The 22,945-nt window shown below is 64.4% G+C and carries 22 protein-coding genes; 12 read left to right on the forward strand and 10 right to left on the reverse strand.

The window, feature by feature from the left end:
• From FXB41_RS06815 to FXB41_RS06825, 3 genes are all read right to left on the reverse strand, one after another.
• Positions 1 to 1,284: GAF domain-containing protein (locus FXB41_RS06815; RefSeq protein WP_219680749.1), on the reverse strand; the 1,284-nt coding region annotated here is incomplete at its 3' end.
• A gap of 113 nt (positions 1,285 to 1,397) precedes the next feature.
• Positions 1,398 to 3,053, reverse strand: a complete 1,656-nt coding sequence (locus FXB41_RS06820) for a thiamine pyrophosphate-requiring protein (protein WP_283843415.1) — start codon at positions 3,051 to 3,053, stop codon at positions 1,398 to 1,400.
• A gap of 191 nt (positions 3,054 to 3,244) precedes the next feature.
• Positions 3,245 to 3,664 carry a hypothetical protein gene (locus FXB41_RS06825; RefSeq protein ID WP_219680757.1) on the reverse strand — a complete coding sequence of 140 codons (420 nt, stop codon included), beginning with the start codon at positions 3,662 to 3,664 and terminating at the stop codon, positions 3,245 to 3,247.
• Positions 3,665 to 3,859: 195 nt separating this feature from the next.
• On the opposite strand from FXB41_RS06825, the gene FXB41_RS06830 reads away from it, so the two are divergent.
• Positions 3,860 to 5,302, forward strand: a complete 1,443-nt coding sequence (locus FXB41_RS06830) for a hypothetical protein (RefSeq protein WP_219680759.1) — start codon at positions 3,860 to 3,862, stop codon at positions 5,300 to 5,302.
• Between the two features lie 4 nt (positions 5,303 to 5,306).
• Here the strand turns inward: FXB41_RS06830 and FXB41_RS41680 are convergent, their stop codons facing one another.
• From FXB41_RS41680 to ku, 7 genes are all read right to left on the reverse strand, one after another.
• Positions 5,307 to 5,990, reverse strand: coding sequence for a class I SAM-dependent methyltransferase (locus FXB41_RS41680; protein WP_219680761.1), 684 nt, complete (start codon positions 5,988 to 5,990; stop codon positions 5,307 to 5,309).
• 8 nt (positions 5,991 to 5,998) lie between these two features.
• Positions 5,999 to 6,994, reverse strand: a complete 996-nt coding sequence (locus FXB41_RS41685) for a glycosyltransferase family 2 protein (RefSeq protein ID WP_219680764.1) — start codon at positions 6,992 to 6,994, stop codon at positions 5,999 to 6,001.
• A gap of 175 nt (positions 6,995 to 7,169) precedes the next feature.
• A complete protein-coding gene (locus tag FXB41_RS06845; protein ID WP_219680766.1) occupies positions 7,170 to 8,732 on the reverse strand; it encodes a hypothetical protein in 1,563 nt (520 codons plus the stop codon).
• 181 nt (positions 8,733 to 8,913) lie between these two features.
• Positions 8,914 to 9,078, reverse strand: coding sequence for a Flp family type IVb pilin (locus FXB41_RS06850; RefSeq protein WP_007593411.1), 165 nt, complete (start codon positions 9,076 to 9,078; stop codon positions 8,914 to 8,916).
• Positions 9,079 to 9,269: 191 nt separating this feature from the next.
• On the reverse strand, positions 9,270 to 9,452 hold the full coding sequence (locus tag FXB41_RS06855) for a hypothetical protein (protein ID WP_007593409.1): 183 nt from the start codon (positions 9,450 to 9,452) through the stop codon (positions 9,270 to 9,272).
• A 174-nt stretch (positions 9,453 to 9,626) separates the two neighbouring features.
• A complete protein-coding gene (locus FXB41_RS06860) occupies positions 9,627 to 9,863 on the reverse strand; it encodes a hypothetical protein (RefSeq protein ID WP_007593407.1) in 237 nt (78 codons plus the stop codon).
• Positions 9,864 to 9,920: 57 nt separating this feature from the next.
• Positions 9,921 to 10,904, reverse strand: coding sequence for a non-homologous end joining protein Ku (ku, locus tag FXB41_RS06865; RefSeq protein ID WP_007593405.1), 984 nt, complete (start codon positions 10,902 to 10,904; stop codon positions 9,921 to 9,923).
• A gap of 234 nt (positions 10,905 to 11,138) precedes the next feature.
• Between ku and FXB41_RS06870 the strand changes: the two genes are divergently transcribed.
• From FXB41_RS06870 to FXB41_RS06920, 11 genes are all read left to right on the forward strand, one after another.
• Positions 11,139 to 11,294, forward strand: coding sequence for a hypothetical protein (locus FXB41_RS06870; RefSeq protein ID WP_007593402.1), 156 nt, complete (start codon positions 11,139 to 11,141; stop codon positions 11,292 to 11,294).
• A 230-nt stretch (positions 11,295 to 11,524) separates the two neighbouring features.
• Entirely contained in the window at positions 11,525 to 12,196 is a 672-nt protein-coding gene (locus tag FXB41_RS06875; RefSeq protein WP_007593400.1) for a response regulator transcription factor, read from the forward strand.
• Between the two features lie 121 nt (positions 12,197 to 12,317).
• Positions 12,318 to 13,694 carry an ATP-binding protein gene (locus FXB41_RS06880; protein ID WP_035993063.1) on the forward strand — a complete coding sequence of 459 codons (1,377 nt, stop codon included), beginning with the start codon at positions 12,318 to 12,320 and terminating at the stop codon, positions 13,692 to 13,694.
• Positions 13,695 to 13,853: 159 nt separating this feature from the next.
• Positions 13,854 to 15,254: a hypothetical protein gene (locus FXB41_RS06885; RefSeq protein ID WP_007593396.1), complete on the forward strand. Its 1,401-nt coding sequence runs from the start codon at positions 13,854 to 13,856 to the stop codon at positions 15,252 to 15,254.
• A 100-nt stretch (positions 15,255 to 15,354) separates the two neighbouring features.
• On the forward strand, positions 15,355 to 15,624 hold the full coding sequence (locus tag FXB41_RS06890) for a hypothetical protein (protein ID WP_007593394.1): 270 nt from the start codon (positions 15,355 to 15,357) through the stop codon (positions 15,622 to 15,624).
• A gap of 131 nt (positions 15,625 to 15,755) precedes the next feature.
• The gene (ccmI, locus tag FXB41_RS06895; protein WP_007593383.1) at positions 15,756 to 16,871 is read left to right on the forward strand and encodes a c-type cytochrome biogenesis protein CcmI; all 1,116 of its coding nucleotides are present in this window, start codon (positions 15,756 to 15,758) and stop codon (positions 16,869 to 16,871) included.
• Between the two features lie 37 nt (positions 16,872 to 16,908).
• Positions 16,909 to 17,418: a cytochrome c maturation protein CcmE gene (gene ccmE, locus FXB41_RS06900; RefSeq protein ID WP_007593379.1), complete on the forward strand. Its 510-nt coding sequence runs from the start codon at positions 16,909 to 16,911 to the stop codon at positions 17,416 to 17,418.
• Positions 17,415 to 19,397, forward strand: coding sequence for a heme lyase CcmF/NrfE family subunit (locus tag FXB41_RS06905; protein WP_219680768.1), 1,983 nt, complete (start codon positions 17,415 to 17,417; stop codon positions 19,395 to 19,397). The genes ccmE and FXB41_RS06905 overlap by 4 nt, the downstream gene beginning before the upstream one ends.
• 4 nt (positions 19,398 to 19,401) lie before the next feature.
• Complete coding sequence (locus tag FXB41_RS06910) at positions 19,402 to 19,884, forward strand: cytochrome c-type biogenesis protein (protein ID WP_219680771.1); 483 nt, start codon at positions 19,402 to 19,404, stop codon at positions 19,882 to 19,884.
• 231 nt (positions 19,885 to 20,115) lie between these two features.
• A complete protein-coding gene (locus FXB41_RS06915; RefSeq protein WP_007593372.1) occupies positions 20,116 to 21,699 on the forward strand; it encodes a Do family serine endopeptidase in 1,584 nt (527 codons plus the stop codon).
• Positions 21,700 to 21,981: 282 nt separating this feature from the next.
• A complete protein-coding gene (locus tag FXB41_RS06920; protein WP_219680775.1) occupies positions 21,982 to 22,662 on the forward strand; it encodes a response regulator transcription factor in 681 nt (226 codons plus the stop codon).
• The last annotated feature ends 283 nt before the right edge of the window (positions 22,663 to 22,945 follow it).

Below are 22,945 nucleotides of genomic sequence, written 5' to 3' on the forward strand. Positions count from 1 at the left end.
GGCGGCGAGGTGGAGCAGGCCGTCGATGACGCGCGTGACGGTGGAGGAATGTCCGCCGACCAGGGACTTGGCGCTGTCGGAGATCGCCTGGAACACGGGTGTCACATCCGCGGGCGAGGCCGCAATCACCTTGAGGATGTCGGCGGTCGCGGTCTGCCGTTCCAGCGCTTCCCTCGTGGTGTTGAACAGGCTGACATTCTTGATCGCGATCACCGCCTGGTCTGCGAAGGTCTGCAACAGCCGCACATGATGCTCGCCGAACGCGCCGGTCGCGCGCCGCGTGGCGATGATGACGCCGATGGCCTGGCCGTCGCTCATTAAAGGCGCGAATAACATGCTGCGGTAGCCGCGGGCGCGCGCGATGTCCCGCGCCGCCGGTTCGACCTCGGTGTCGGGCAATTGCGCCGCCACACCACTGGCCACGAGCCGGTAGGGCGGGAACTGCGCGAATGGCACCGGGAACGAGGACTGCAGCACGCGATCGCCGGCCGGATCGGTCGGCGTGAACGCCGCAAGATGCGCGGCGCCGTCGATGTAGCGCAGAACTGCCGTGGAGAAGCCGCCGATCAGCCGGTTGGCGTTGGCGGCGATGGCGTCGAACACCGGCTGTACGTCGGAGGGTGAAGCGGCCATCACCTTCAGAATGTCGGCGGTGGCGGTCTGGCGTTCCAGCGTCTCGCGCGTCTCGTTGAACAGCCGCGCGTTCTCGATCGCAATCACCGCCTGGTCGGCAAAGGTCTGGAGCAACTGCACGAGGTCGGCTGCGAACGCGCCGGGCTCGGCACGAGTTACGCTGATCATGCCGACTGGCGTCCCCCGATTCATCAGCGGCATGAACAGCACGCTGCGAAAGCCGCGCAGCCGCGCAAGGTTCCGGTTCAGCTCCGGGACCTCCGCGGCTTCGCTATCGGGAAACTGGATCGTCTCGCCGCCGCGCACCAGCGCGAAGGTCGGAAAGTCGGCAATCTTGCGCGGGAACGACGCCTTCAGCCCTTCGTCCGCCTCGGTGCTCGTTGGTGTGAACGCCACGAGGTGGAGCTCGTCATCGATGAACTGAAGCACGGTGGCGGAGAAGCCGCCGAGCAAACGCCGGGAGCTGGACGCGATCGCCTCGAAGACCGGCCGGGCATCGGACGGAGAGGCCGCGATGGTGCGCAGAATCCCGGCGCTGGCGCTTTGACGATCGCGCGCAATCGCGAGCTCACTGCGAAGCTGCGCGTTCTCGGCTGTGGCCGCCTGTAACAGGCGCTCAAGTTCCGCGATGTCGTTGGAAGGGGCGGTCATTCGCAATCCGGCTTGATGCCGCGACAAACGCGGCACCAGGGCGGATTATCACATCTCCTGCGGCCGGAGCCAGCGTCCGCGATAGCGAGTTTGCTGCCAGAATCCGGTCCGCTTCACGTGCCCGGCCGCGACACCTCGGTCTCCTTGCTGGTGATGAACTCCAGCAGCACGGGAATGCCTTCCTGCGTCTTCTGGATGCCGCGCCTGATCGCGGGGATGATGTCCTCAGGTCTCGTCACCCGCTCGCCATAGCCGCCGAAGGCGCGCGCCATCGCGGCGTAGTCGCCGGAAATGTCGGTCGACCGGTATTTTTCGGTCGAAACCGGCATCACCTTCAATTCGATCGCCATCGAGAAATTGTTCAGCAGGATCGACATGATCGGAATGCGCTCGCGCACCGCGGTCTCGAAATCCATGCCGGTGAAGCCGATCGCGGCATCGCCCCAGACATTGATGCAGAGCTTGTCGGGTTTTGCGAGTTTCGCGCCCATGGCTAGCCCAAGGCCGTAGCCGAGCTGCGTCGTCTTGCCCCAGCCGAGATAGGTGAGCGGCTCGACCGACTTCCAGAACGGCGAGAGCTGGTCGCGCGGGCTGCCGGCATCGTGGGTGATGATGGTATTGCCGATGTCGACGGTGTGTTGCAGGTCCCACAGCACGCGATAGGGGCTTAAGGGCGCATCATTGCTGGTGAGCTTCGGCATCCATTTCGCCAGCCACTCCTTGTGCGAGGCCGCGATCTCGGCCGCGACCGCCGAGGCGTCGCGATCTGCGGTGACGGTCTTGCCGATCTCCTCCAGCAGCGCATCGAGCACGAGCCCGGCATCGCCGACGAGGCCGATCCTGGCTTCCACGTCCTTGTTGAGATGGTTCGGATCAAGTGTGGAGTGGATGATGGTTTTGTCTTTCGGCATCGCGATGCCGAAATTGGTCTCGGTGAAGGAGCAGCCAATGCCGAAAATGACGTCGGTCTCGGCCAGGAACTTCGGCACCGCGCGCGGCACCGCAAGGCCGCCAGAGCCAAGCGAGAGCGGATGCGTCTCCGGGAAGGACGATTTGCCCCCAAGGCTGGTCGTCACGGGAATGGCGAGCCGTTCGGCCAGCCGTTTCAGTTGCGGCCAGGCCTGCGCGTAATGCACGCCCTGGCCGGCATAGATCACCGGACGCTTGGCGTTGACGAGCAGGTCGGCCGCCTCCTTCACATGAATAGGGTCCGCGCCATAGCGGGTGCGCAGCACCGGCGTATAGTTCAGCGGCTCCGGCACGTCCTCGTTCCACATATCGGCGGGAATCTCGACGATGACAGGCCCGCCGCGGCCGTTCTTCAGCTTGGTGAAGGCGCGACGAAAAATGTTGGCGACTTCCGCGGCCAGGATGATCGGCTCCGACGATTTCGAAAACGCCTTCATCGCTTCGCTCGAATTGAAGTTCGGCTCGATATGCGCGAGCCTGCGCTGATAGCCCATCGGCAGCACCAGCACGGGAACGGATTCGCCGTAGCATTGCGCGACACCGCCCATCGCATTCTCCGCACCAGGGCCGTGCTGCATGCAGAACGCGCCGATCGAGCGTCCCGATGTCACCCGCGAGATCGCATCCGCCATGTGGATGCCGACGCGCTCCTGCCGCACCATCACGGGCCGGATATCGGCCTTGGCCGCATGCTCGATCAGATGATTGACCGGATAACCGCAGAGGATCTCGATCCCCTCGCGCTTTATGATTTCCGCAATCGCGGTGCCGAGCTTCATGGCGTTTCTCTCCCTGGGCAGGCCGGTTGGTCCGGCCGATTAGGGAAGAGAGGATCAGGAATCGGGGAAAGGGTAAAGCGCGGGCGATGAGAGTCGCGGTAGGTCAGCTATGCAGCGAGCTGCCGTAGCCCGGATGGAGCGCAGCGCAATCCGGGGCCGTGCTACCCGGACATACCAATGACGAATTCGCCGCGCTCCATCCGCTACGACCGCTACTTGCAGCTTTGGCAGATCCTCAGCTTGCGTTTCAACGCCTCGTCTTCTTGATCGATCAATTGCTCAGCGGCGCCTTTAGCACCCGGATCGGCCCTGGAGCCCTTCGCCGTGCGTGACCTCACAGGCGGCACCACTTGGCTCGAGGTGTCATTGCCCTCGCCGGGGCCTACGCTGAAGCCATCGTAGTCGGCGGCCGGGTTCGGCGCCGATGGAAGCCCGCCGATCACCGGCGGCGAAGCTTCTCTGATGGATGCTGCCGGCGGAGGTCTGGAATTTTTGGCGCCCGCATGCGGCGGCGATGCATTGGGCGGAGAAAGCGAAACCGGCGGGGCGGCCGAAGTCTGTCCTCTTGCGCTGTCCTGCGACCAGACGCCGACAACGATGAGGCTGAAAGCCAGGAGCATCACGCTTCTCATCCGCATCCTTCAAGCAGCTGTGGTTGGTGGATTGACGTAAGAAAGGTATCAGGACTCACATGGTCGTCAAAGCGCCGCAGCCCGGATTTCGCAGCCGGGAACATGGTTCACAAAGCGTGACCGGCCCGCCCGCGCTCCCAGTCGCCGTGAACGTCAAAGAGGAATTTAACGCTTGCGCCCTAACTTGCGCTCGCCATGAGTGACCAGGCCGTCCACAGCGAGGTTCAACCGTTTTCTGCGCGTGCTGCGCTTCCCTGGCTGGTGAGCCTTGGCGTTTATGCCCTGCTGCTGAGCCTTGGACCGCGGCTGCTCAATGATCCCGACAGCTATTCGCACATCGAAGTCGGCCGCTGGATCATCGCGCACGGCACGCTGCCTGCGAGCGACCCATTTTCTTTTTCGAGGCACGGCGCGCCCTGGATCACCTTCGAATGGCTCTCGGAGATCATCTACGCCGGTGCCTACGCGCTTGCCGGCTGGCAGGGCGTCCTCGTCGTCGCCGCCGCGGCGATAGCGCTCGCCTTTGGCCTGTTCACGTTCTTCCTGCTGCGCGAGCTTTCGCCGACCCAGACGCTGCTCATGGTGATCGCGGCCGTCATCCTGTTGGCGCCGCATATGCTGGCGCGGCCCCACGTGCTGGTGCTGCCGCTGATGCTGACATGGGCGGCTGCCCTGGTACGCTGCATGGATCGTGGAGGACCTCCGCCGTACTGGGCCCTTCCGCTGCTGGTCGTGTGGGCCAATCTGCACGGCAGTGTGGTGCTGGCGCTTGGACTGATCGGCCCTGCGGGCTTCGAGGCGCTGCTGCGCGAGAAGCGTAGCGAATGGCCACGCGTGTTCCTGCGGTGGCTGCCGTTCACCGCGCTCGCGGTCGCGGCGTCCTGCCTGACGCCCTACGGGCCGGAACCGCTGCTGATGCCGCTGACGACGCTCGGCCTCGGCCCCGCGCTCGGTTGGATCGCGGAATGGCGGCCGCAGGATTTCAGCCACATAGGCTTCTTCGAATTGCTGCTGCTGGCCGGCATCTTCGCGCTCTCGCGTGGCGTGACGCTGCCGGTCGTGCGTGCGTTGGTCGTGATCGGCTTGCTGCATTTCGCGCTGGCCCAGATCCGCAATGCGGATCTGCTGGCCATGCTGGCGCCGCTCTATCTGGCGGCTCCGCTGGGGCGGACGTTCGGCGGACCGGTGGGAGAAGATGCTCCCGGCTCGTCACGCGGCCTGAACCTGGCCACACTGGGTGTGTTGATCGTAGTGAGCGGGGCGACGCTGGCCCGTGATATACGGCCGGCTCCGGCCATTACCCCTCAGGCTGCCATCGCTGAAGCCAAGCTCGCCACGGTGGGGCACGTGCTCAACGATTATTCCTTTGGCGGCTATTTGATCTTTGCCGGTATTCCCACCTTCATCGACGGTCGCGGTGAACTGTACGGGGGAGCGTTCATCAACCGCTACAATCGCGCGCTGGCGCTGGTCGATCTCGGCGACTTTCTCAAGTTGCTCGACGAATACAACATCGGCGCAACGCTGCTCGCGCCGGGCACGCCGGCGATAGCGATGCTGGACCGGCTGCCCCAATGGCAGCGCGTCTACAGCGACGACGTGGCGGTCGTGCACAAGCGGCGAGGTATGCCGCAATGATAGATCAAGCGGTCCCGTAGGCGGCGTACTGGCCGCCGAGCGGCACGCTGCTCAGGGTCGCTTCGAGGCGCCGCGCCGGCTTGGTGTCCCAGGGCAGCAGCAGGAAATGGCGCGCACCGATCTCGCGCAAGCCGCCGGCAGCCATCAATTTTCGGGTTGTGCCGGCCCCGAGCAGGACGGCGTCCCGGTCGAACTCACAACGCGCGACGGCAAGGCGGGTCAGCGGGTTGTATGGATTGTGCTCGATGACGCAGACGAGTCCCCCGGGTCGCGTCACGCGCCGCATCTCGGCGATGAATTGCGCCCATTCGGCCGGCACGACGTGGTGCATCACGCAGACGGCGGTGACCAGATCGAAGCTGGCATCGTCGAAAGGAAAGGTGCGGCCGTCAAACTCACGGTAGTCGACCTTGCCGTTGTCAGCGCGTGCCTGCGCCAGGCTGGCCGAAGAAACGTCGATCCCGCTCAAGCGGCCGACCATGCCGTGCAGCAGGGGATGAAGGCTGCCCACGCCGCAGCCGACGTCCAGCATGTCGGGCCTCTCCTTGTCGAGCCGCTGCGCGATCAGATTGCCCAGGAGATCGGCCTTGGCGCGCATGAAGAAGTGATGCGGCAAGCCGGAGAAGTCGATCGAGGATTGGACCACGTCACGGTAGTTGTCGTGATAACCGTCGAAGAGCTCGGTCATGCGCCGGCTCACTCGTTGACGGCGTGGATCGCGGGTGCGGCCGCCGTCTCGTTGCGGTCGAAGCCAGCGCGGGTCTGCACCACGTAGAGCGGGCGACGTTTCACCTCGGCATGGATGCGGCCGACGTAAAGCCCCACGATACCCGTCATCAGCATGTTCATTCCACACAACAGGGACACGACGACCATCGTCGAGGACCAGCCGGTCACGAGATGACTGTCGTTGCTGAGCCACAACAGGATCACCCAGCCGCCGTAGAGCAATGCCAGACCTGAGACCGTCAATCCGCACCAGATTGCGAGCCGCAAGGGCAGATCGGAAAAGCCGAGCGCGGCGTTCATCGCGAGCCGCACCATCTTGAACACCGGATATTTGGTCTCCCCCGCTGCACGCTCGAGGCGGTGGAAGGCGACCTCGGCCTGCCGGAAGCCGAGCCAGGCGATCATGCCGCGTACGAAGCGGTCCTGCTCCGGCATCTGCCGAAGCGCGTCGAGCACCTTGCGATCGATCAGGCGGAAGTCGCCGACATCGGCGGGGATGCCGACCGAGGACATCCTGCCGAGAAGCCGATAGAACAGATGCGCGGTCGCGCGTTTGAATCGGCTTTCGCCGTCGCGCGACAGGCGGCGGGCGTGGACGATGTCGTTGCCTTCCTGCCATTTTGCGATCAATTGCTCGATCACTTCAGGCGGATCCTGCAAATCGGCATCCATGACGATGATTGCTTCACCTTGCGCGGCGTCCATGCCGGCGGTGATGGCGATCTGATGCCCGAAATTTCGCGACAGGCCGATATAGCGAAAGCGCGGGTCGCGCGTGGCGAGCGCCTGTAGCACGATCGAACTGGAATCGCTGCTGCCGTCGTCGACGAAGATCGCCTCTGCCGGCCCGTCGAGCCGGGACAAGACCAGGTCGAGCCTGCGCAGCAGCACCGGCAACACGGCTTCCTCGTTGAACACGGGGATGACGAGGCTGTAGCGGATCGACTGGAAATTGGCCGCCATGCGAGAGAGTCCAACTCGTTGCAGGAGCGGAAGTCTATGCCGGGGGTGGTTAAGGTCGCCTTGCCACAACCGTTAAAGGATATGGGGAGCCGGGGTGGCTTCCAAAAAGGGGTGCGAATGGTGATGCCCGATTAACAACGCCGAGCAGCCGCGGCTTTGGCCCAGGACTTGCGACTTAGGGCTTGCGGCGGATCTTGTAGAGAACAAATCGCTCCGAGGTATCCAGCGCTTCCAGCAGATCCGGCAGTGGGTTTACGGCCCGCGGTCCGAGGACGTAGAGATAGTCGTAGTCCTGGGGCCAGGTGCTGACGAACGGCGGAACGCCAGCTGGCGGCCGGCTTGCCGCAATCGCGGTCAGCACGCCCAGCGGCATCGGCCCCCCGTAGGGAATGGCAAGGCGGCGCACGTCCTCGCGTGGCCGCACGGGCTGCTTGCCCGCTTCCGTAAATAGATTGGGCACGAACGCGTTGGCATAGTGCACGGCGAGCGTAGGCGCATAATACATCGGATATGAGGTGAGGTCGGCGAAGGGCGGGTCTCCATTGTCGTCCGTGCTGGCGACCAGGATGCGCGAGCCGCGATCGATCTTGTGGAACGACTCGACGATGGCCGCATAGTCGGTGCGGTAAGGCAACCACACCGCGAGCACGACGGCGAGATTGACCAGGATGATGCCACTGATCGCGGCGAGCGCTGCCATTCTCCATGTCCGGCTGGGCAGCGTAATAGAGCAGAAGGCCGGCAGGATCAGAGCCGCAGCGGGAATCACGCGAAGGTCGACGAACGAAGTTCCGAACAGCTTCGAGGGAATGACGACGTAGAGCAGCGCGAAGCCGGTCGCGAGCCAGATCCCGGCTGCTTCGAGCTTGAGGACGCCGCGTCTTGCGGCGAAAAACAGCGAGATCATCAGCGCAAGCCCGGTCGCAGCCGCGATCGTCAAATTGTAACCGTTCATGATGCGCAACGGCCAGATCGGCTTGAATCCGAAGAACCAGTTCGTTCCTTCGCTTCCGATCGATCCCGCGGTCATGCGCATGATCCCAAACAGGGCAAGCGCCGGTACGGCCAGCGCGGCGAGCCGCGCGGCGGCGACACCGTACGATATTCGCCCATGGCGGATGCGCGAGAGCTCGTAAAGGCCGAGCGTCGCGCCGTAGATGCCGAGGGAGAAGAAATGCGCCGCAAATAGCGCAGCGACGAAGACCATGTTGACGACGAAACGCAATGGCCATGGGCGTTCCGCGAGCATCAGATAGACGGCGATGCCGCAGAGAGCGAGGCCCAGTCCGAACTCGAAATTCACGAAGCCCCAGCTGAACGGTAGGCAGTAAAGGAACGCGAGCGCCGCAAAGCCGGCGAGATGGACCCGTCCCTTCCGCGCCCATTCGAGCAAGAGCGCGCCCCCAACGATCAGCAATTGACTCAGGAGCAGAAACAGCCGCGTGGCGTTCTCGACGCTGATCAGCCGCGCCATCTGCGGGACCAGCAGATCCATGCCAAGGTTGGGATAGAATGCCCAAGCCACTTCGTAATGCGGATTGGCGTTGGGGGTGCCGTTCTGGTTCAGAATATACATCCGGGCGAGGTGATTGGGATAGTCGACCATCGCGGGGATAGGGGTCAGCAGCACCGGAAGAAACGACACAGCCGCCAGGACAGCAAGAACGGTGATCGCCACCGATCGGTCCGAGCCAAGACCAGCCCGGATTGTCGAGGTCGGCTTGTCAGAAGAAATCATGTCATCGGGCCGCTGCAGTTTGAGCTTACGCTCTACGATGGCGCAACCGCCCGACACAACGCCATATTGCGAATTCGCGAAATCAAGCTGGGTCGTCGCCGCATCGGAAGGAGGAGCCCGTCATCCGACGCGCTGCACGCGGACTTGTGCTGATGAGATTGCGGCGCGCCGGCAATGCCGGCTACTTGACCGCCGCGCCGACCGAGTTGAATTTGCCGCTCAGGAGTGCGCTGCCGGTGTTGTTCACGGCCGCGATGATCGCAAACGCGATGCCGGTGGCGATCAGACAATACTCGATGGCAGTGGCACCATTTTCATCGGCAAGAAATGACTTGAGCAAAGTCATCGTCAACTCCTGTTCATCCGTCCAACCTAGGCTGGTGCCGTTTTCGGAATGGTAAATTGATTCAGCAAATTTTCGCGGGCGCGTCAAAACCCAGGTGGATGGTCCTCACCTGCCGTTTGGTATGGTGTCACCGATTGACTTAAGGTTTCGTCACCCAATTCGGACGCATTTGGCGATATCGTCATCCCGTCTCAGGACGAGATCTGGCGTTCCGGCGCGGCCTTGCCGGGGCGTTTCAGCACCGTTGCCAGGCGTCCGACCAGATAGCTCACCGCGCATGGCTGCGCCCGCGCGGAGCTGCCGGCGAGGCTTTCTTCCTCGGCCGCGTCGTTGACGATGCCGATGTAGTTCTTTCTGGCGTCCTGCTGCTGCACGAGCCTGCAAATCCCGGGTTCAATCGAGGCGCAACAATGCTGCGCGGAGCGGGAAGCGTCGGTTAATTTTGCCTTCCGTAGGATTACGTGTCGTCCCCGCGACCGCGGGCAGACGCTGAAAGCGCGGGCTTGGCTTAACGGATTGTTGAGCCTGTTCTTGAGCGGGGCGCCGGCTCAGTCGCGCCGACCGTCCGCATTCATCGCCCGCAATACCGCGATGCGGGCGAACATCATCCAGCCGCCGCCGGTCTCGGCCGCGTTGATCAGGGTTTCGATCGCGGTCTGCCAGTGGCTCGCATGCTGCGTGTCCTCGGGCAGTCGCATGATGTGATCGGCAGCTTCTTGCAGCGTCCGCAGCTTGCGCCCGCCACGTAACGAAATGGGATCGTCGAATGCGGTCGACCAGGGCATGTCAGGTCGGCCGATCGACGAGGGGAGGCATCACGGCGTCGTCGCTGTGCGATGCTGCTAGCCGGCCTTCTTCGCCCGAGCCGGCGCGCGCACCGGCTTGTCGCCTTTTTTGGGAGCGGCTTTCGCAGCAGCGTCCTTGCCGCCCTTGCCGGCGATTGGCAGCAGCATCTCGCGCTGGCCTTCGACGCGCTTTTTCGGCTTCTTGCCCTTGAGGGCGTCCTTGGTCACATCCTTGGCCACTTTCGCCGCGGGGCCTGCGTCCTTCTCGTTCGCGATGCTCTTCTTCAGCGCGTCCATGAGGTTGATGACGTTGCCACCGGTCTTGGGCGCGGTCTTTGCTGCGATGGGCGCGCCGCTGCGCTTCTTGTTGATGAGGTCGATCAGCGCGGTCTCGTAGTGGTCCTCGAACAGCTCGGGCTCGAACGCGCCGGACTTCTTCTCGACGATGTGCTTTGCAAGGTCGAGCATGTCTTTGGTCAGCTTCACGTCCTGGATGTCGTCGAAATAGTCGTTCTCGCCGCGCACCTCGTAGGGGTAGCGCAGCAGCGTCCCCATCAGGCCGCTCCCGAGCGGCTCCAGCGCGATGATGTGCTCGCGGTTGGTCAGCACCACGCGGCCGATCGCGACCTTGTCCATGCTCCGGATCGTCTCGCGGATCACCGCAAAGGCGTCGTGACCGACCTTGCCATCGGGCACGAGATAATAGGGACGGATCAGATAGCGGCTGTCGATGTCGGTCTTCGGTACGAACTCGTCGATCTCGATCGTGTGGGTGGAGTCCAGCGCGATGTCGTCGAGCTCGTCCTTGGTGACCTCGATATAGGTGTCGGTGTCAACCTTGTAGCCCTTGACGATGTCCTCCGAAGTCACCTCGTCACCGGTCTCGGCGTCGACCTTGAGGTACTTGATCCGGTGGCCGGTCTTGCGGTTGATCTGGTTGAACGAGACCTTCTCGGTATCCGAAGTGGCCGGATAGAGAGCGACCGGGCAGGTCACGAGCGACAAACGCAGAAAACCCTTCCAATTGGCGCGGGGGGCCATGGGCTACTCCAAACGCAACGGGGACAGAAGACGAAGATACCATCGGGGAACACCGAATCATAGCAAGGCGGATCGCTGAATCTTGCATCTGCGTTAACCGGCCGCCCGGCGCGCGGTTGCAGCCTGATCCGGCTGCAAAGGCCGGAACATCATATCCGATCATGCGTTGCCACGGGACATTCCGCCGCGAGGAGTCGCAGCCATCCGACGCGACGGCCAGAAATTGAGGTCACCATGGCAACCACGCGAGACCAACGTCAGATCGTGGAAACTCCGACCGAGGCGCGCCAGGGCGAGCCTGGGCCGTCGGTGGCGGCGCTGCTCGCCATATCCACCGGGCTCGCGATCCTGATCCTCGCGGTCATCTGGTTCGTTTTCTTCCGGACCTGATCGGCAGATCGACCGGACGGTTCGCACCTTCCGACTCGCCGCGTAACGCGGCACATTGCGCCCGCCAGGCCGCCGGTTCGTCCGGTGGCCTGGCGGGCGCAGTGCGTTGATCGCGAACAGGTCGGATATGACCAAAAAGTAACGCGGCCGGTTCCCCGTGTTCATATTCAGTTCACGCCGGAATTGCTCATCTGTGCGGGTGTTCATGCGGCCTAATTCTGGAGAGAAGCGTGCGCCTGCTCGTCGTTGAGGACGACCCCGATCTCAATCGTCAGCTTACCAAGGCGCTGACCGACGCCGGCTATGTCGTCGATCGCGCCTTCGACGGGGAGGAGGGGCATTATCTCGGTGACAACGAGCCCTACGACGCCGTGGTGCTCGACATCGGCCTGCCGAAGAAGGACGGCATCTCGGTGCTGGAAGCCTGGCGGCGCAACGGCCGTACCATGCCGGTCCTGATCCTCACCGCGCGTGACCGCTGGAGCGACAAGGTCCAGGGCTTCGATGCCGGTGCCGACGACTATGTCGCAAAGCCGTTCCACCTGGAGGAGGTGCTGGCGCGCATCCGCGCGCTGCTGCGCCGCTCCACCGGCCACGCCCAGAGCGAGCTGAGCTGCGGCCCCGTCACGCTCGACACCAGGACCGGACGGGTCAGCGTGTCGGGTAATCCCATCAAGATGACGTCGCACGAATATCGGCTTCTGGCCTACCTGATGCACCATTCGGGGCGCGTCGTGTCCCGCACCGAACTGGTCGAGCATCTCTACGACCAGGACTTCGACCGCGACTCCAACACCATCGAGGTCTTCGTCGGCCGCATCCGCAAGAAGCTCGACGTCGACATCATCCAGACTGTCCGTGGCCTCGGCTATCTCCTGACCCCGCCGACCCCCGGCGCTTGAAGCGTGGTGTCTCGGACTATCTTGTCTAGACGTATCTTGGCTTGACGGGCGGCCCGGCAGAGGCCTTGTTCGGGTCATGAGTTCCGACGCCATGCCACCCCGCGCCTCCGGGATCATTCCGATGCCCGCCAGCTCGCTCGCGAACCGCCTGTTTCTGTCGGCGACCGCGTGGCTCGTGGTGATCCTGGCCATCACCGGCGTGGTGCTGTCGTCGGTCTACAAGAACGCCACCGAGCGCGCCTTCGACCGCCGGCTCAATCTCTATCTCCGCACGCTGATCGCTGAGGTCGCCACCCCCGACGAGCCCCCGGACCGCCAGTTCCAGTCGCTCGGCGAGCCTCTGTTCGAGCTGCCGTTGTCCGGCTGGTACTGGCAGATCACGCGGACCGACACCGAAAAGCCGGAGGTGCGCTCCTCGCGCTCGCTCTGGGACAAGAAGCTGCCGAAGCTGGAAGAGCAGGGTACCGAGCTTACCGCCGCCGGCATCCGGATTGCTTATGTCGACGGTCCCGAGGGACAGAACCTGCGCATGGTGGAGCGGCCGGTCGATCTCGGCGCGGACGGCAAATTTCTCGTCAGTGTCGCCGGCGACGACACCGAGATTTTCGACGAGACGCGCAGTTTCGATTACTACCTCGGCGGCACCTTCACCGCGCTCGGCATCGTGTTGCTGCTGACCACCGTGTTTCAGGTCCGCTTCGGTCTCGCGCCGCTCAAGCGCATCTCCGAATCCATCGCCGACATCCGGTCCGGGCGGGCGGAGCGGCTCGAGGGCGAGTTCCCGGTCGAGATCGCACCGCTGGCGCGCGAGACCAACGCGCTGATCGACGCCAATCGCGAGATCGTCGAGCGCGCACGCACCCATGTCGGCAATCTCGCCCACGCCATCAAGACGCCGCTCTCGGTCATCGTGAACGAGGCCGGCGCGCATGCCACCGACCCGTTCGCGGCCAAGGTGATGGAGCAGGCCGACGTGATGCGTGACCAGGTCGCCCATCATCTCGAGCGCGCGCGTATCGCGGCGCGGGTCTCGGTCGTCGCGACGGTGACGGAGGTGGCACCGGCCATCGAGGCACTGCGGCGGACCATGGAGAAGATCCACCGCGGCCGCGGCATCGTGGTCGAGGCCGAGGCCGATCCGTCGGCGAAATTTCGTGGCGAGCGGCAGGATCTGGAGGAGATGGTCGGCAATCTCGTCGACAACGCCTGCAAATGGGCGGCCTCGCGGGTCTTCATCGAAGTTCTGGTGGAAGCGCCGCATCAGGCGAGCAGCGGTCCGCGGCTGCATATCATCGTCGACGACGACGGCCGCGGCCTGTCGGAGGCCGAGCGCACCCAGGTCTCACGGCGCGGCCAGCGGCTCGACGAATCCAAGCCCGGATCGGGGCTGGGGCTGTCGATCGTGACCGAGCTCGCTGCGCTCTATGGCGGCAGCCTCTCCCTCGGCCGCGCACCGACTGGGGGCCTGCGGGCGGAGCTGGTCCTCCCCGGAATATAATCCCTTGTTCCGACGCGACTATTTGGTCTGCGGCACGTCGATCTGGACGAAACCAGGGGTATTCGGAGCGACTTCCTAAACGGCTTCTTAAGTGGCCCCACCTATGATCGAGCAGGACGGACCCCACGTCCGCCATTTTACCGTTCATTACCCGGGCGCATGAGCCAGACATCGATCGAGCGGCTGAGGGACTATCTCGCGCAGCTCCCGCCGCAGGCGCAAGCGCTGCTGATGCGGGAGTTCGAGCGTGCGCTCGAGCGCGGCCAGGACACGGCCGTGGCAACCCTCGTGCTCGACCAGCTGCGGAAGATTGTCCGCAAGACGGAAGCCGACGAGGCCCCACCGCCGCGTACGGACGATCTGTCGCGGCTGCTGTTCCAGGTGCTGGAACCATTCCTGGTCGAAGCAGGCGCCCCGATCCGGGCCGGGCAGATCCGCCGCTCTTCGCTGGCTCCGATCTGGCAATGGCTCGGCCGCGACGGTGCTCCGGCCAAGCTGAATGAATTCGAGGCGGCGCTGGCGCGCATGCCGGCCGACAGCGCAGGGCAAGTCGAAGCGCTGGCCTCGAAGCTCCAGGCGGTCGCTGCGGATGCCATCTTCGAGCTGACGGGACCGGGCGGGGGTGACAAATCGCGTGCGCTCGCCCGCGTCGGTCCGCCCAACGTGATCGAGGATCTCTATTCGACCGGGGCGGTGCTCGCGGTCCGCGACGCCATCGCCACCTTGAACGAGAAGCTGCCGCGCTCTTTGCGCGCCTTCGGCGATGCCCAGATCGCCTCGGTGACTGCAGCGCTCAACATTCCCGTCCTCCAGACGCCGCAGATGCTGCCCTTCGCGCTCTCGATCGTCGTGCAGCGGATGACCGCGCCGTGGCAGATCATCCGCCTTGCCATCAAGATTGCCGCGTCCGACGACGAGATCCGTGTCGCGGCAACGCCCTATGGCGTCGCGGTCACGATGGCGCTGCATGACCTGTCCTGCGTGGCCGCCATCCTGCGCATGGACATTAAGCGCGGCCATTTCGATAATGTCGCCGGCAATCTCAAGACGCTGCACGACGGCGTCAGGGGCCTGCGTACCGAGCTCGACCTGCGCAATGATTCCGCCTGGGGCAAGCAGTTGACCTCGATCCGGGCCGACATCTCCAACGCGCTGCAATCCGAGATCGACAGTGTTCCCGGCCGGGTCCGCCGCATCCTGCGCCAGCGCGCCGAGAAGGACATTCCGCCGGGCGCGCGGATCGACAGCACCGAGGTCGAGGAAACCGTGGCGCTGATCGATTTCGTCGCGACCTGTCGCAATTATGCGAGCGAGCTTGCGATCAACGAGGTGACACTGCGCACCTATTCCGACCTGCAGCAATATGTCGAGCGTTCGACCGAGCAGCTGGTGCAGTCGCTGCGCGGCGCCGATCACAAGGTCCGCACCTATCGGCAGCAGCAGATGCAGGCCGCGATCCGCTTCTGCCAGGTGCTGTTCGGGGATGATTATGCCTCGCTGATGAGCCGCGCCGCGGAGAACGCGGCCACGGGCGAGCGCAAATCGTCGCGCGCGAGCTGATCCAGGCGCATATTTCAGCAGTCACAATTTCAGGTTGACGGTGTCGGTGGCTGGCCCTACGGTCGCCGTGCAACTTTCTGATATTTCTATCTGTGGGCGCATGAAATCCGTTATCAGTTCCATCGAAATCGAAAATCGCGTCGTCGTTGCCAAATATCAAAGGCTGATGGTAGGCGCGAAGGTGGTGCTGGTCGAGAAGGCAAGCGGTCGGCAGCTTCCTGAGACCGTCACCAGGGTTGCATCGCCCGTTCCCGTCGGGGCGTTGCGCATCAGATTGCCCGACGCTATCGAGCCGGGAACATACTTCCTGAAGGCCTTCAACGGGCATGGCGAGGACGCCGCTCAAAGCGCGGACTTCGAGATCGGCTAAGCCGTTGGATTTTCACCGTTTCGGGACTGTGCGCGGTCGCGCCGAATTGACAATTGTCAATTGCCGCATCGTCCGGCCGTGGTGTAAAGCGACCTGTGGGCGCGGCTTGCGCGCTGCCGGAAGCTTGCCAGATGACGCTATGGTTCGTGTTCGCGCTGATGACGGTCGCGGCGATCTTCGCCGTGCTTTTGCCGCTCGGCCGTAGCGGACGCGCGCAAAATCAGGGCAGCGAAGTCGCGGTCTACAAGGACCAACTCGCCGAGATCGAGCGTGATCTTGCCGCAGGGCTGATCGCAGCGCCCGAAGCCGACGCCGCGCGCGTCGAGGTCAGCCGCAGGCTGCTCGCCGCGGCCGGAAGCGAGCCCGCAACGGCACCGAAATCCAGCCTCAAATGGCGCCGCGCGGCGGCCGTGTTGGCGCTTGCCGGCCTGCCGCTGGTTGCGATTGGTGTCTATGTGCCGCTCGGCTCGCCCAGGCTTCAGGACTTTCCGCTGGCGCAGCGGGAGCGCGGATCCGGGTCCGGCATGGCGCAGTCGCTCGAGAATCTGGTCGTACAGGTCGAGCAACATCTGGAAAAGAATCCAACCGACGGGCGCGGCTGGAACGTAATCGCGCCCGTGCTGGAGCGGCTCGGCCGCTTCGACGACGCCGTGCGCGCCTATCGCAACTCGCTCACCTACAATGGCGAGAGTGCGGAGCGCCGGTCCGACCTCGGCGAAGCGATCTCGGCCGCCGCCGGTGGCGTCGTGACCGCCGAAGCCAAGACCGAGTTCGAGCGCGCGCGCGCGCTCAGCGCCGATGATCCGAAAGCGAACTACTTCCTCGGTCTCGCCGCCGAGCAGGACGGCCGCAAGGACGACGCCGCCAATATCTGGCGAGCGCTGCTGGCGAAAGCGCCGGCGGATGCGCCGTGGCGCCCTCTGGTGCAGAGCTCGCTCGCGCGAGTCGGCGGCGGTGGCGCTACGATGCCGGCGCTGTCGGATGAGACCCTCGCGGCTTCCAAGGACATGAAAGAGGGCGATCGCAACGCCATGGTTCGCGGCATGGTCGAACGGCTCGCCACGCGCCTCAAGCAGAATGGCGACGACGTCGAGGGTTGGCTGCGCCTGGTGCGCGCCTATCTCGTCATGGGTGATCGCGACAAGGCGGTGGGGGCATCGACCGATGCCCGCCAGGCGGTTGCCAACGATGCAGCGCGGTTGCGCCAGCTCGATGAAGGCCTCAAGACACTCGGGCTCGACGGATGACGATGTCAGGACGAGACGGGCAGGGAATGGATACGCCATGACGCGCAAGCAGCGACGTATGACCATCATCGGCGGCTCGCTTGCCGTGCTCGCGCTCGCGGCCGCGCTGGTGCTCAACGCACTGCGCGACTCCATCGTGTTCTTCTCGACGCCGACCATGGTCGCCGAGAAGCACGTCGCGCCCGGCAAGCGGTTTCGCCTCGGCGGCCTGGTGCAGCCCGGCTCGCTCCAGCGCGGCGACAATCTCGCGGTGACCTTCGAGGTCGCCGACGGTGGCGCAAAGCTTCCGGTCGCCTTCAAGGGCATTTTGCCTGATCTGTTCCGCGAAGGGCAGGGCGTCGTCGCCGAAGGCGCGCTCGACGCCGATGGCGTGTTCAAGGCCGACACCGTGCTCGCCAAGCACGACGAAACCTACATGCCCAAGGACGTCGCCGATGCCCTGAAGAAGCAGGGGCACTGGAAGGATGATTACGGCGCCAAAGCTTCCGATGGCGTCAAGCCCGGGGCCACGACCGCACAGGGCAATCCGCAGGGAGCAATTCGGTGATCGCGGAGTCAGGACATTATGCGCTGGTGCTGGCGCTCGGACTGGCACTGATCCAGTCCATCGTGCCCCTGATCGGCGCGCGACTGCGTGATGACGCGCTGATGAATGTGGCGCGGTCCACCGCGCTGGTGCAGCTCCTGTTCGTCGGTGCGTCGTTCATAGCGCTGGTGACGCTGCACGTGGAATCTGATTTCTCGGTCGCCAACGTCTACGAGAATTCCCATTCCATGAAGCCGCTGCTCTACAAGATCACCGGCGTGTGGGGAAACCATGAAGGCTCGATGCTCTTGTGGGTGTCGATCCTTGCGCTGTTCGGCGGATTGGTGGCCGCCTTCGGCAACAATCTGCCGCTGTCGCTGCGCGCGCATGTGCTGGCCGTACAGGCGTGGATCGCCAGCGCATTCTATCTCTTCATCCTGGTGACCTCCAACCCATTCCTGCGCATCGCCAACCCGCCGATCGAGGGACGCGATCTCAATCCGGTGCTTCAGGACATCGGTCTCGCCGTGCATCCGCCAATGCTCTATCTCGGCTATGTCGGCTTCTCGATCTCGTTCTCCTTCGCGATCGCGGCGCTGCTGGAGGGTCGGATCGACGCAGCCTGGGCGCGCTGGGTGCGGCCGTGGACGCTGGTCGCCTGGATCTTCCTGACGCTCGGTATCGCCATGGGTTCGTACTGGGCCTATTACGAACTGGGTTGGGGCGGCTGGTGGTTCTGGGACCCGGTCGAGAACGCCTCGCTAATGCCGTGGCTTGCCGGCACCGCGCTGCTGCATTCGGCGCTGGTGATGGAGAAGCGCAACGCGCTGAAGGTCTGGACCATCCTCTTGTCAATCCTGACCTTCTCGCTATCGCTGCTCGGGACCTTCCTGGTGCGCTCGGGGGTCATCACCTCGGTGCATGCCTTCGCGACCGATCCAACCCGCGGGGTGTTCATTCTCCTGATTCTCTGCCTGTTCATCGGGGGCAGCCTGTCGCTGTTCGCCGGGCGCGCGACGTCGTTGAAGCAGGGCGGCCTGTTTGCGCCGATCTCGCGCGAGGGCGCGCTGGTGCTGAACAATTTGCTGCTCACGGTCGCCTGCGCGGTGGTGCTGTTCGGCACACTCTATCCGTTGGCGATGGAGATGCTCGCCGATTTCAAGATGTCGGTCGGCGCGCCGTTCTACAATCTCACCTTCGCGCCACTGTTCGCGCTGTTGCTGCTCGCCGTGCCGTTCGGGCCGATGCTGGCGTGGAAACGCGGCGATCTGCTCGGCGTCACCCAGCGTCTGCTCGCGGCAGGCGTAGCCGGGCTCGTCGCCGTCGCCATGGTCTGGGGCTGGGCGCGCGGCGGCAGCGCGCTCGCGCCATTGGCAATCGGACTTGGCGTCTTCGTCATTGCCGGCGCAGCGACGGATCTGGCCGAACGAACTGGTTTGTTTCGCCTGCCGTTCGCGACGACGCTGCATCGTGCCCGCGGTCTGCCGCGCTCGGCCTGGGGCTCGGTATTTGCGCATGCCGGCCTCGGCGTCGCGTTGATCGGGATCGTTTGTGAGACCACCTGGAATAGCGAATATATCGCGACCATGAAACAAAACGACGTCGCCCATGTCGCCGGCTATGACGTCAAGCTGGATGGCCTGTTTCAGCGTCAAGGGCCGAACTTCCACGAGATGATCGCCGAGTTCAACGTCAGCAGTGACGGCGAGAAGCTCAGCGTGATGACGCCGTCGAAGCGCAGCTTCACCACGCGCGGCTCCTCGACCACCGAGGCCGCGCTGCTGACGCGCGGCGCCAGTCAGCTCTACATCTCGCTCGGCGACGCCACTGCCGAGGGCGCCATTGCCGTGCGCATCTATCACAAGCCGCTGGTGCTGCTGATCTGGTGGGGGCCAGTGCTGATGGCATTCGGCGGCGTGCTGTCGCTGTCGGACCGGCGCCTGCGGGTGGGTGCGCCAAAACCGGCGCGGGCCAAGCAGCGCCTTCAGCCGGCGGAGTGATCTGATGCGCCGAATGATGGTCGCGTTCGTCGCGCTGATGCTGCTGGCCTTGCCTGCGGCGCATGCCGTGCAGCCCGACGAGATCATGTCGGACCCTGCGAAGGAGTCGCGTGCACGCGACTTGTCGCGCGAGCTGCGCTGCATGGTTTGCCAGAACCAGTCGATCGACGATTCCGATGCGCCGCTCGCGCGCGATTTGCGGCTCCTGGTGCGCGAGCGCATCGCGGCAGGCGACAGCAATTCGCAAGTGCTCGATTTCCTGGTTGCGCGCTACGGTGAGTTCGTGCTGCTCAAGCCGCGCTTCGAGCCCCAGAACATGCTGCTGTGGCTGCTCGCGCCGCTGCTGCTGATTGGCGGCGGTCTGGCGTTATGGCTGCAAATCCGCCGGCGCTCGCGAAATGGTGCAGACGTCCCGGCTCCGCCGCTCACGCCCGATGAAGAAGCTCGGCTCGCCGCATTGATGGCGGATGAACCCAAGTCTCACTAGCTACGTTGCTGCGCGCAGAAGCCGACACTGCGCGGGCGTTCCCGGAACTTCGTTAAGTTCCTGCAGGTTCACTACTTTCGGCCGCGATAAACTGCCGCATCCGCATTCTCCGTTCATTACAAAAGTTTAACCCCGCCGCCAGCGCACGGTAAGGCGGCAGCCCCCATCTTCAGGTTCGTAAGGTGCCGCCGTCAGGTACCAAATGGATTTCAAGGCCCTGGAGATCTCTGCATGACCGACCGTTCCGACCTCTCGAACCTTCCGTCCTACCGGCAGCCCCGCCGGTCCGTTTTCTCGGCCCGCAAGTTCGCGCTGATGGCCTCGGTCGTCGCCGGCCTCGGTGCCGCCGTCTACGGCTTTGGCCCGTCGACCTCGCCAGCCGATCTGTTCTCGAGCCCGGCGCATGCGCAGGTCAACAACGAGGTCCGCAAGGTCGAGCGTCCGATCGGCTTCGCCGACATCGTCGAGCGCGTGAAGCCGTCAGTGATCTCGGTGAAGGTCAATATCAAGGAAAAGACCGCGAGCAATGATGACGGCGATGACGCGCAGTCGCCGTTCCAGCCGGGCTCTCCGATGGAGCGATTCTTCCGCCGCTTCGGCGGTCCGGACGGGATCCCGGGCCTGAAGGGTGGTGGCGGTCGCGGCCGCGTCGTGCAGGGCCAGGGCTCGGGCTTCTTCATCTCGGCTGATGGCTTCGCTGTGACCAACAACCACGTGGTCGACGGCGCCGACAAGGTCGAAGTCACCACCGACGACGGCAAGACCTACACAGCCAAGGTGATCGGCACCGACCAGCGCACCGACCTCGCCCTGATCAAGGTCGAGGGCAGCTCGAACTTCCCGTTCGCGAAGCTTGCCGACGGCAAGCCGCGGATCGGTGACTGGGTGCTCGCAGTCGGCAACCCGTTCGGCCTCGGCGGCACCGTGACTGCCGGCATCGTTTCGGCCAGCGGCCGCGACATCGGCAACGGCCCCTACGACGATTTCATCCAGATCGACGCGCCCGTGAACAAGGGCAATTCCGGTGGTCCGGCTTTCGACACCAATGGTGAGGTGATGGGCGTCAACACCGCGATCTACTCGCCCTCCGGCGGCAGCGTCGGCATCGCGTTCTCGATTCCCGCGAGCACCGTGAAGAGCGTGGTGGCGCAGCTCAAGGATAAGGGCTCGGTCAGCCGCGGCTGGATCGGCGTGCAGATTCAGCCTGTCACCTCCGACATCGCCGACAGCCTCGGCATGAAGAAGGCCGAAGGCGCGCTGGTGGCCGAGCCGCAGGCGAATGGTCCGGCGGCCAAGGCCGGCATCGAGTCCGGCGACGTGATCACGTCGGTCAACGGTGAAACCGTCAAGGATGCCCGCGAGCTCGCCCGCACCATTGGCGGCCTGGCGCCCGGCGCGACCGTGAAGCTCAACGTGCTGCACAAGGGCCAGGACAAGGTCGTGAACCTCACCCTCGGCCAGCTGCCGAACACGATCGAGGCCAAGGCCGACATCGACAAGGACAGCGGCAAGGGCGCGAGCCGCGGCACCGACGTGCCCAAGCTCGGGATGACCGTCGCGCCCGCCGATTCCGTGGCCGGCGCCGGCAAGGAAGGCGTCGTGATCACCGAAGTCGATCCGAAGAGCGCGGCTGCCGAACGCGGCTTCAAGGAAGGCGACGTGATTCTCGAAGTCGGCGGCAAGAGCGTGAGCACCGCCGGCGAAGTCCGCGACGCCATCAACACGGCGCGGACCGACAACAAGAACAGCGTCCTGATGCGGGTGAAGAGCGGCGGCCAGTCGCGCTTCGTCGCCGTGCCCATCGCCAAGGGGTAACCAAGGGCCAGGCCTCAGGAGGCCTCCGAGATGAAGGGTGTCGCCGGCATCAGTCGCCCCCGCCGACGGCGCCCTTCGGGGGAGCAGCGCAACGTTTGCTTCCCCTGTCTACCTTCCGGTGGAATACGCCCCCCTCCGTCGGAAGGCCTAGGGCGGTGAAGTCCCCCAGCTTCACCGCCCGCCTTTTTCTCGATGCCAGAGTCGTTCACTCGGCTTGCATGCGATTGCCGCTCGCGCCATGTTTAGAGAAGGTTCACTCCCTTGACCGTTGCCGAACGCACGATGCGCCTCCTCATCATCGAAGACGACCGCGAATCCGCCGACTACCTCGTGAAGGCGTTTCGCGAGGTCGGGCATATTGCCGACCACGCCGCCGACGGCGAGGAAGGCCTCGCCATGGCCGAGAACGGCGATTACGACGTGCTGGTGGTCGACCGCATGCTGCCCAAGCGTGACGGCCTGTCGGTGATCGGCGCGCTCCGCGACAAGGACGATTCGACGCCGGTGCTGATTCTCTCCGCGCTCGGCCAGGTCGACGACCGCATCAAGGGCTTGCGCGCCGGCGGCGACGACTACCTGCCGAAACCCTATTCCTTCGCCGAGCTGTTGGCCCGGGTCGAGGTGCTGTCGCGCCGCCGTGGCGGTCCGGCCGAGGACACGCTGTACCGCGTCGGCGATCTCGAGCTCGACCGGCTCTCCCATCGCGTCGCGCGCGGCAAGGACGAACTGACGCTCCAGCCGCGCGAATTCCGCCTGCTCGAATATCTCATGAAGCATGCGGGCCAGGTGGTGACCCGCACCATGCTACTGGAGAACGTCTGGGACTATCATTTCGATCCGCAGACCAACGTGATCGACGTGCACATTTCGCGGCTACGTTCCAAGATCGACAAGGGTTTTGAGCGGCCGCTGCTGCACACGATCCGCGGCGCGGGATACATGATCCGTGACGGCCTTAGATAAATCTAAGTAATTTCAATAACTTACATGTGCACTCCCGGTGGCGCTTACCGTCTAACTACCGGTTGAAGTCCCCCACAATAGAACGCGAGCGCGGGCGGAACTTTCCCGGGGAAAACCGTGGCAGAGCGCGCCCACCGGCTGCACGGCCGGTGTAGTACGGGTCCAGGTTGATCACGTCGTTAGGAGACGGTGAGAACATGCCCGGCGGAAATACCTTGTGCCCCGTCTGCAATGGCAAATGCGTCTGCATAGTCTGCAGCGGCCAGATGGAGATCGTGAAGGC

Origin of the sequence: Bradyrhizobium canariense (genome assembly GCF_019402665.1) — a bacterium.
Lineage (GTDB): Bacteria > Pseudomonadota > Alphaproteobacteria > Rhizobiales > Xanthobacteraceae > Bradyrhizobium > Bradyrhizobium canariense.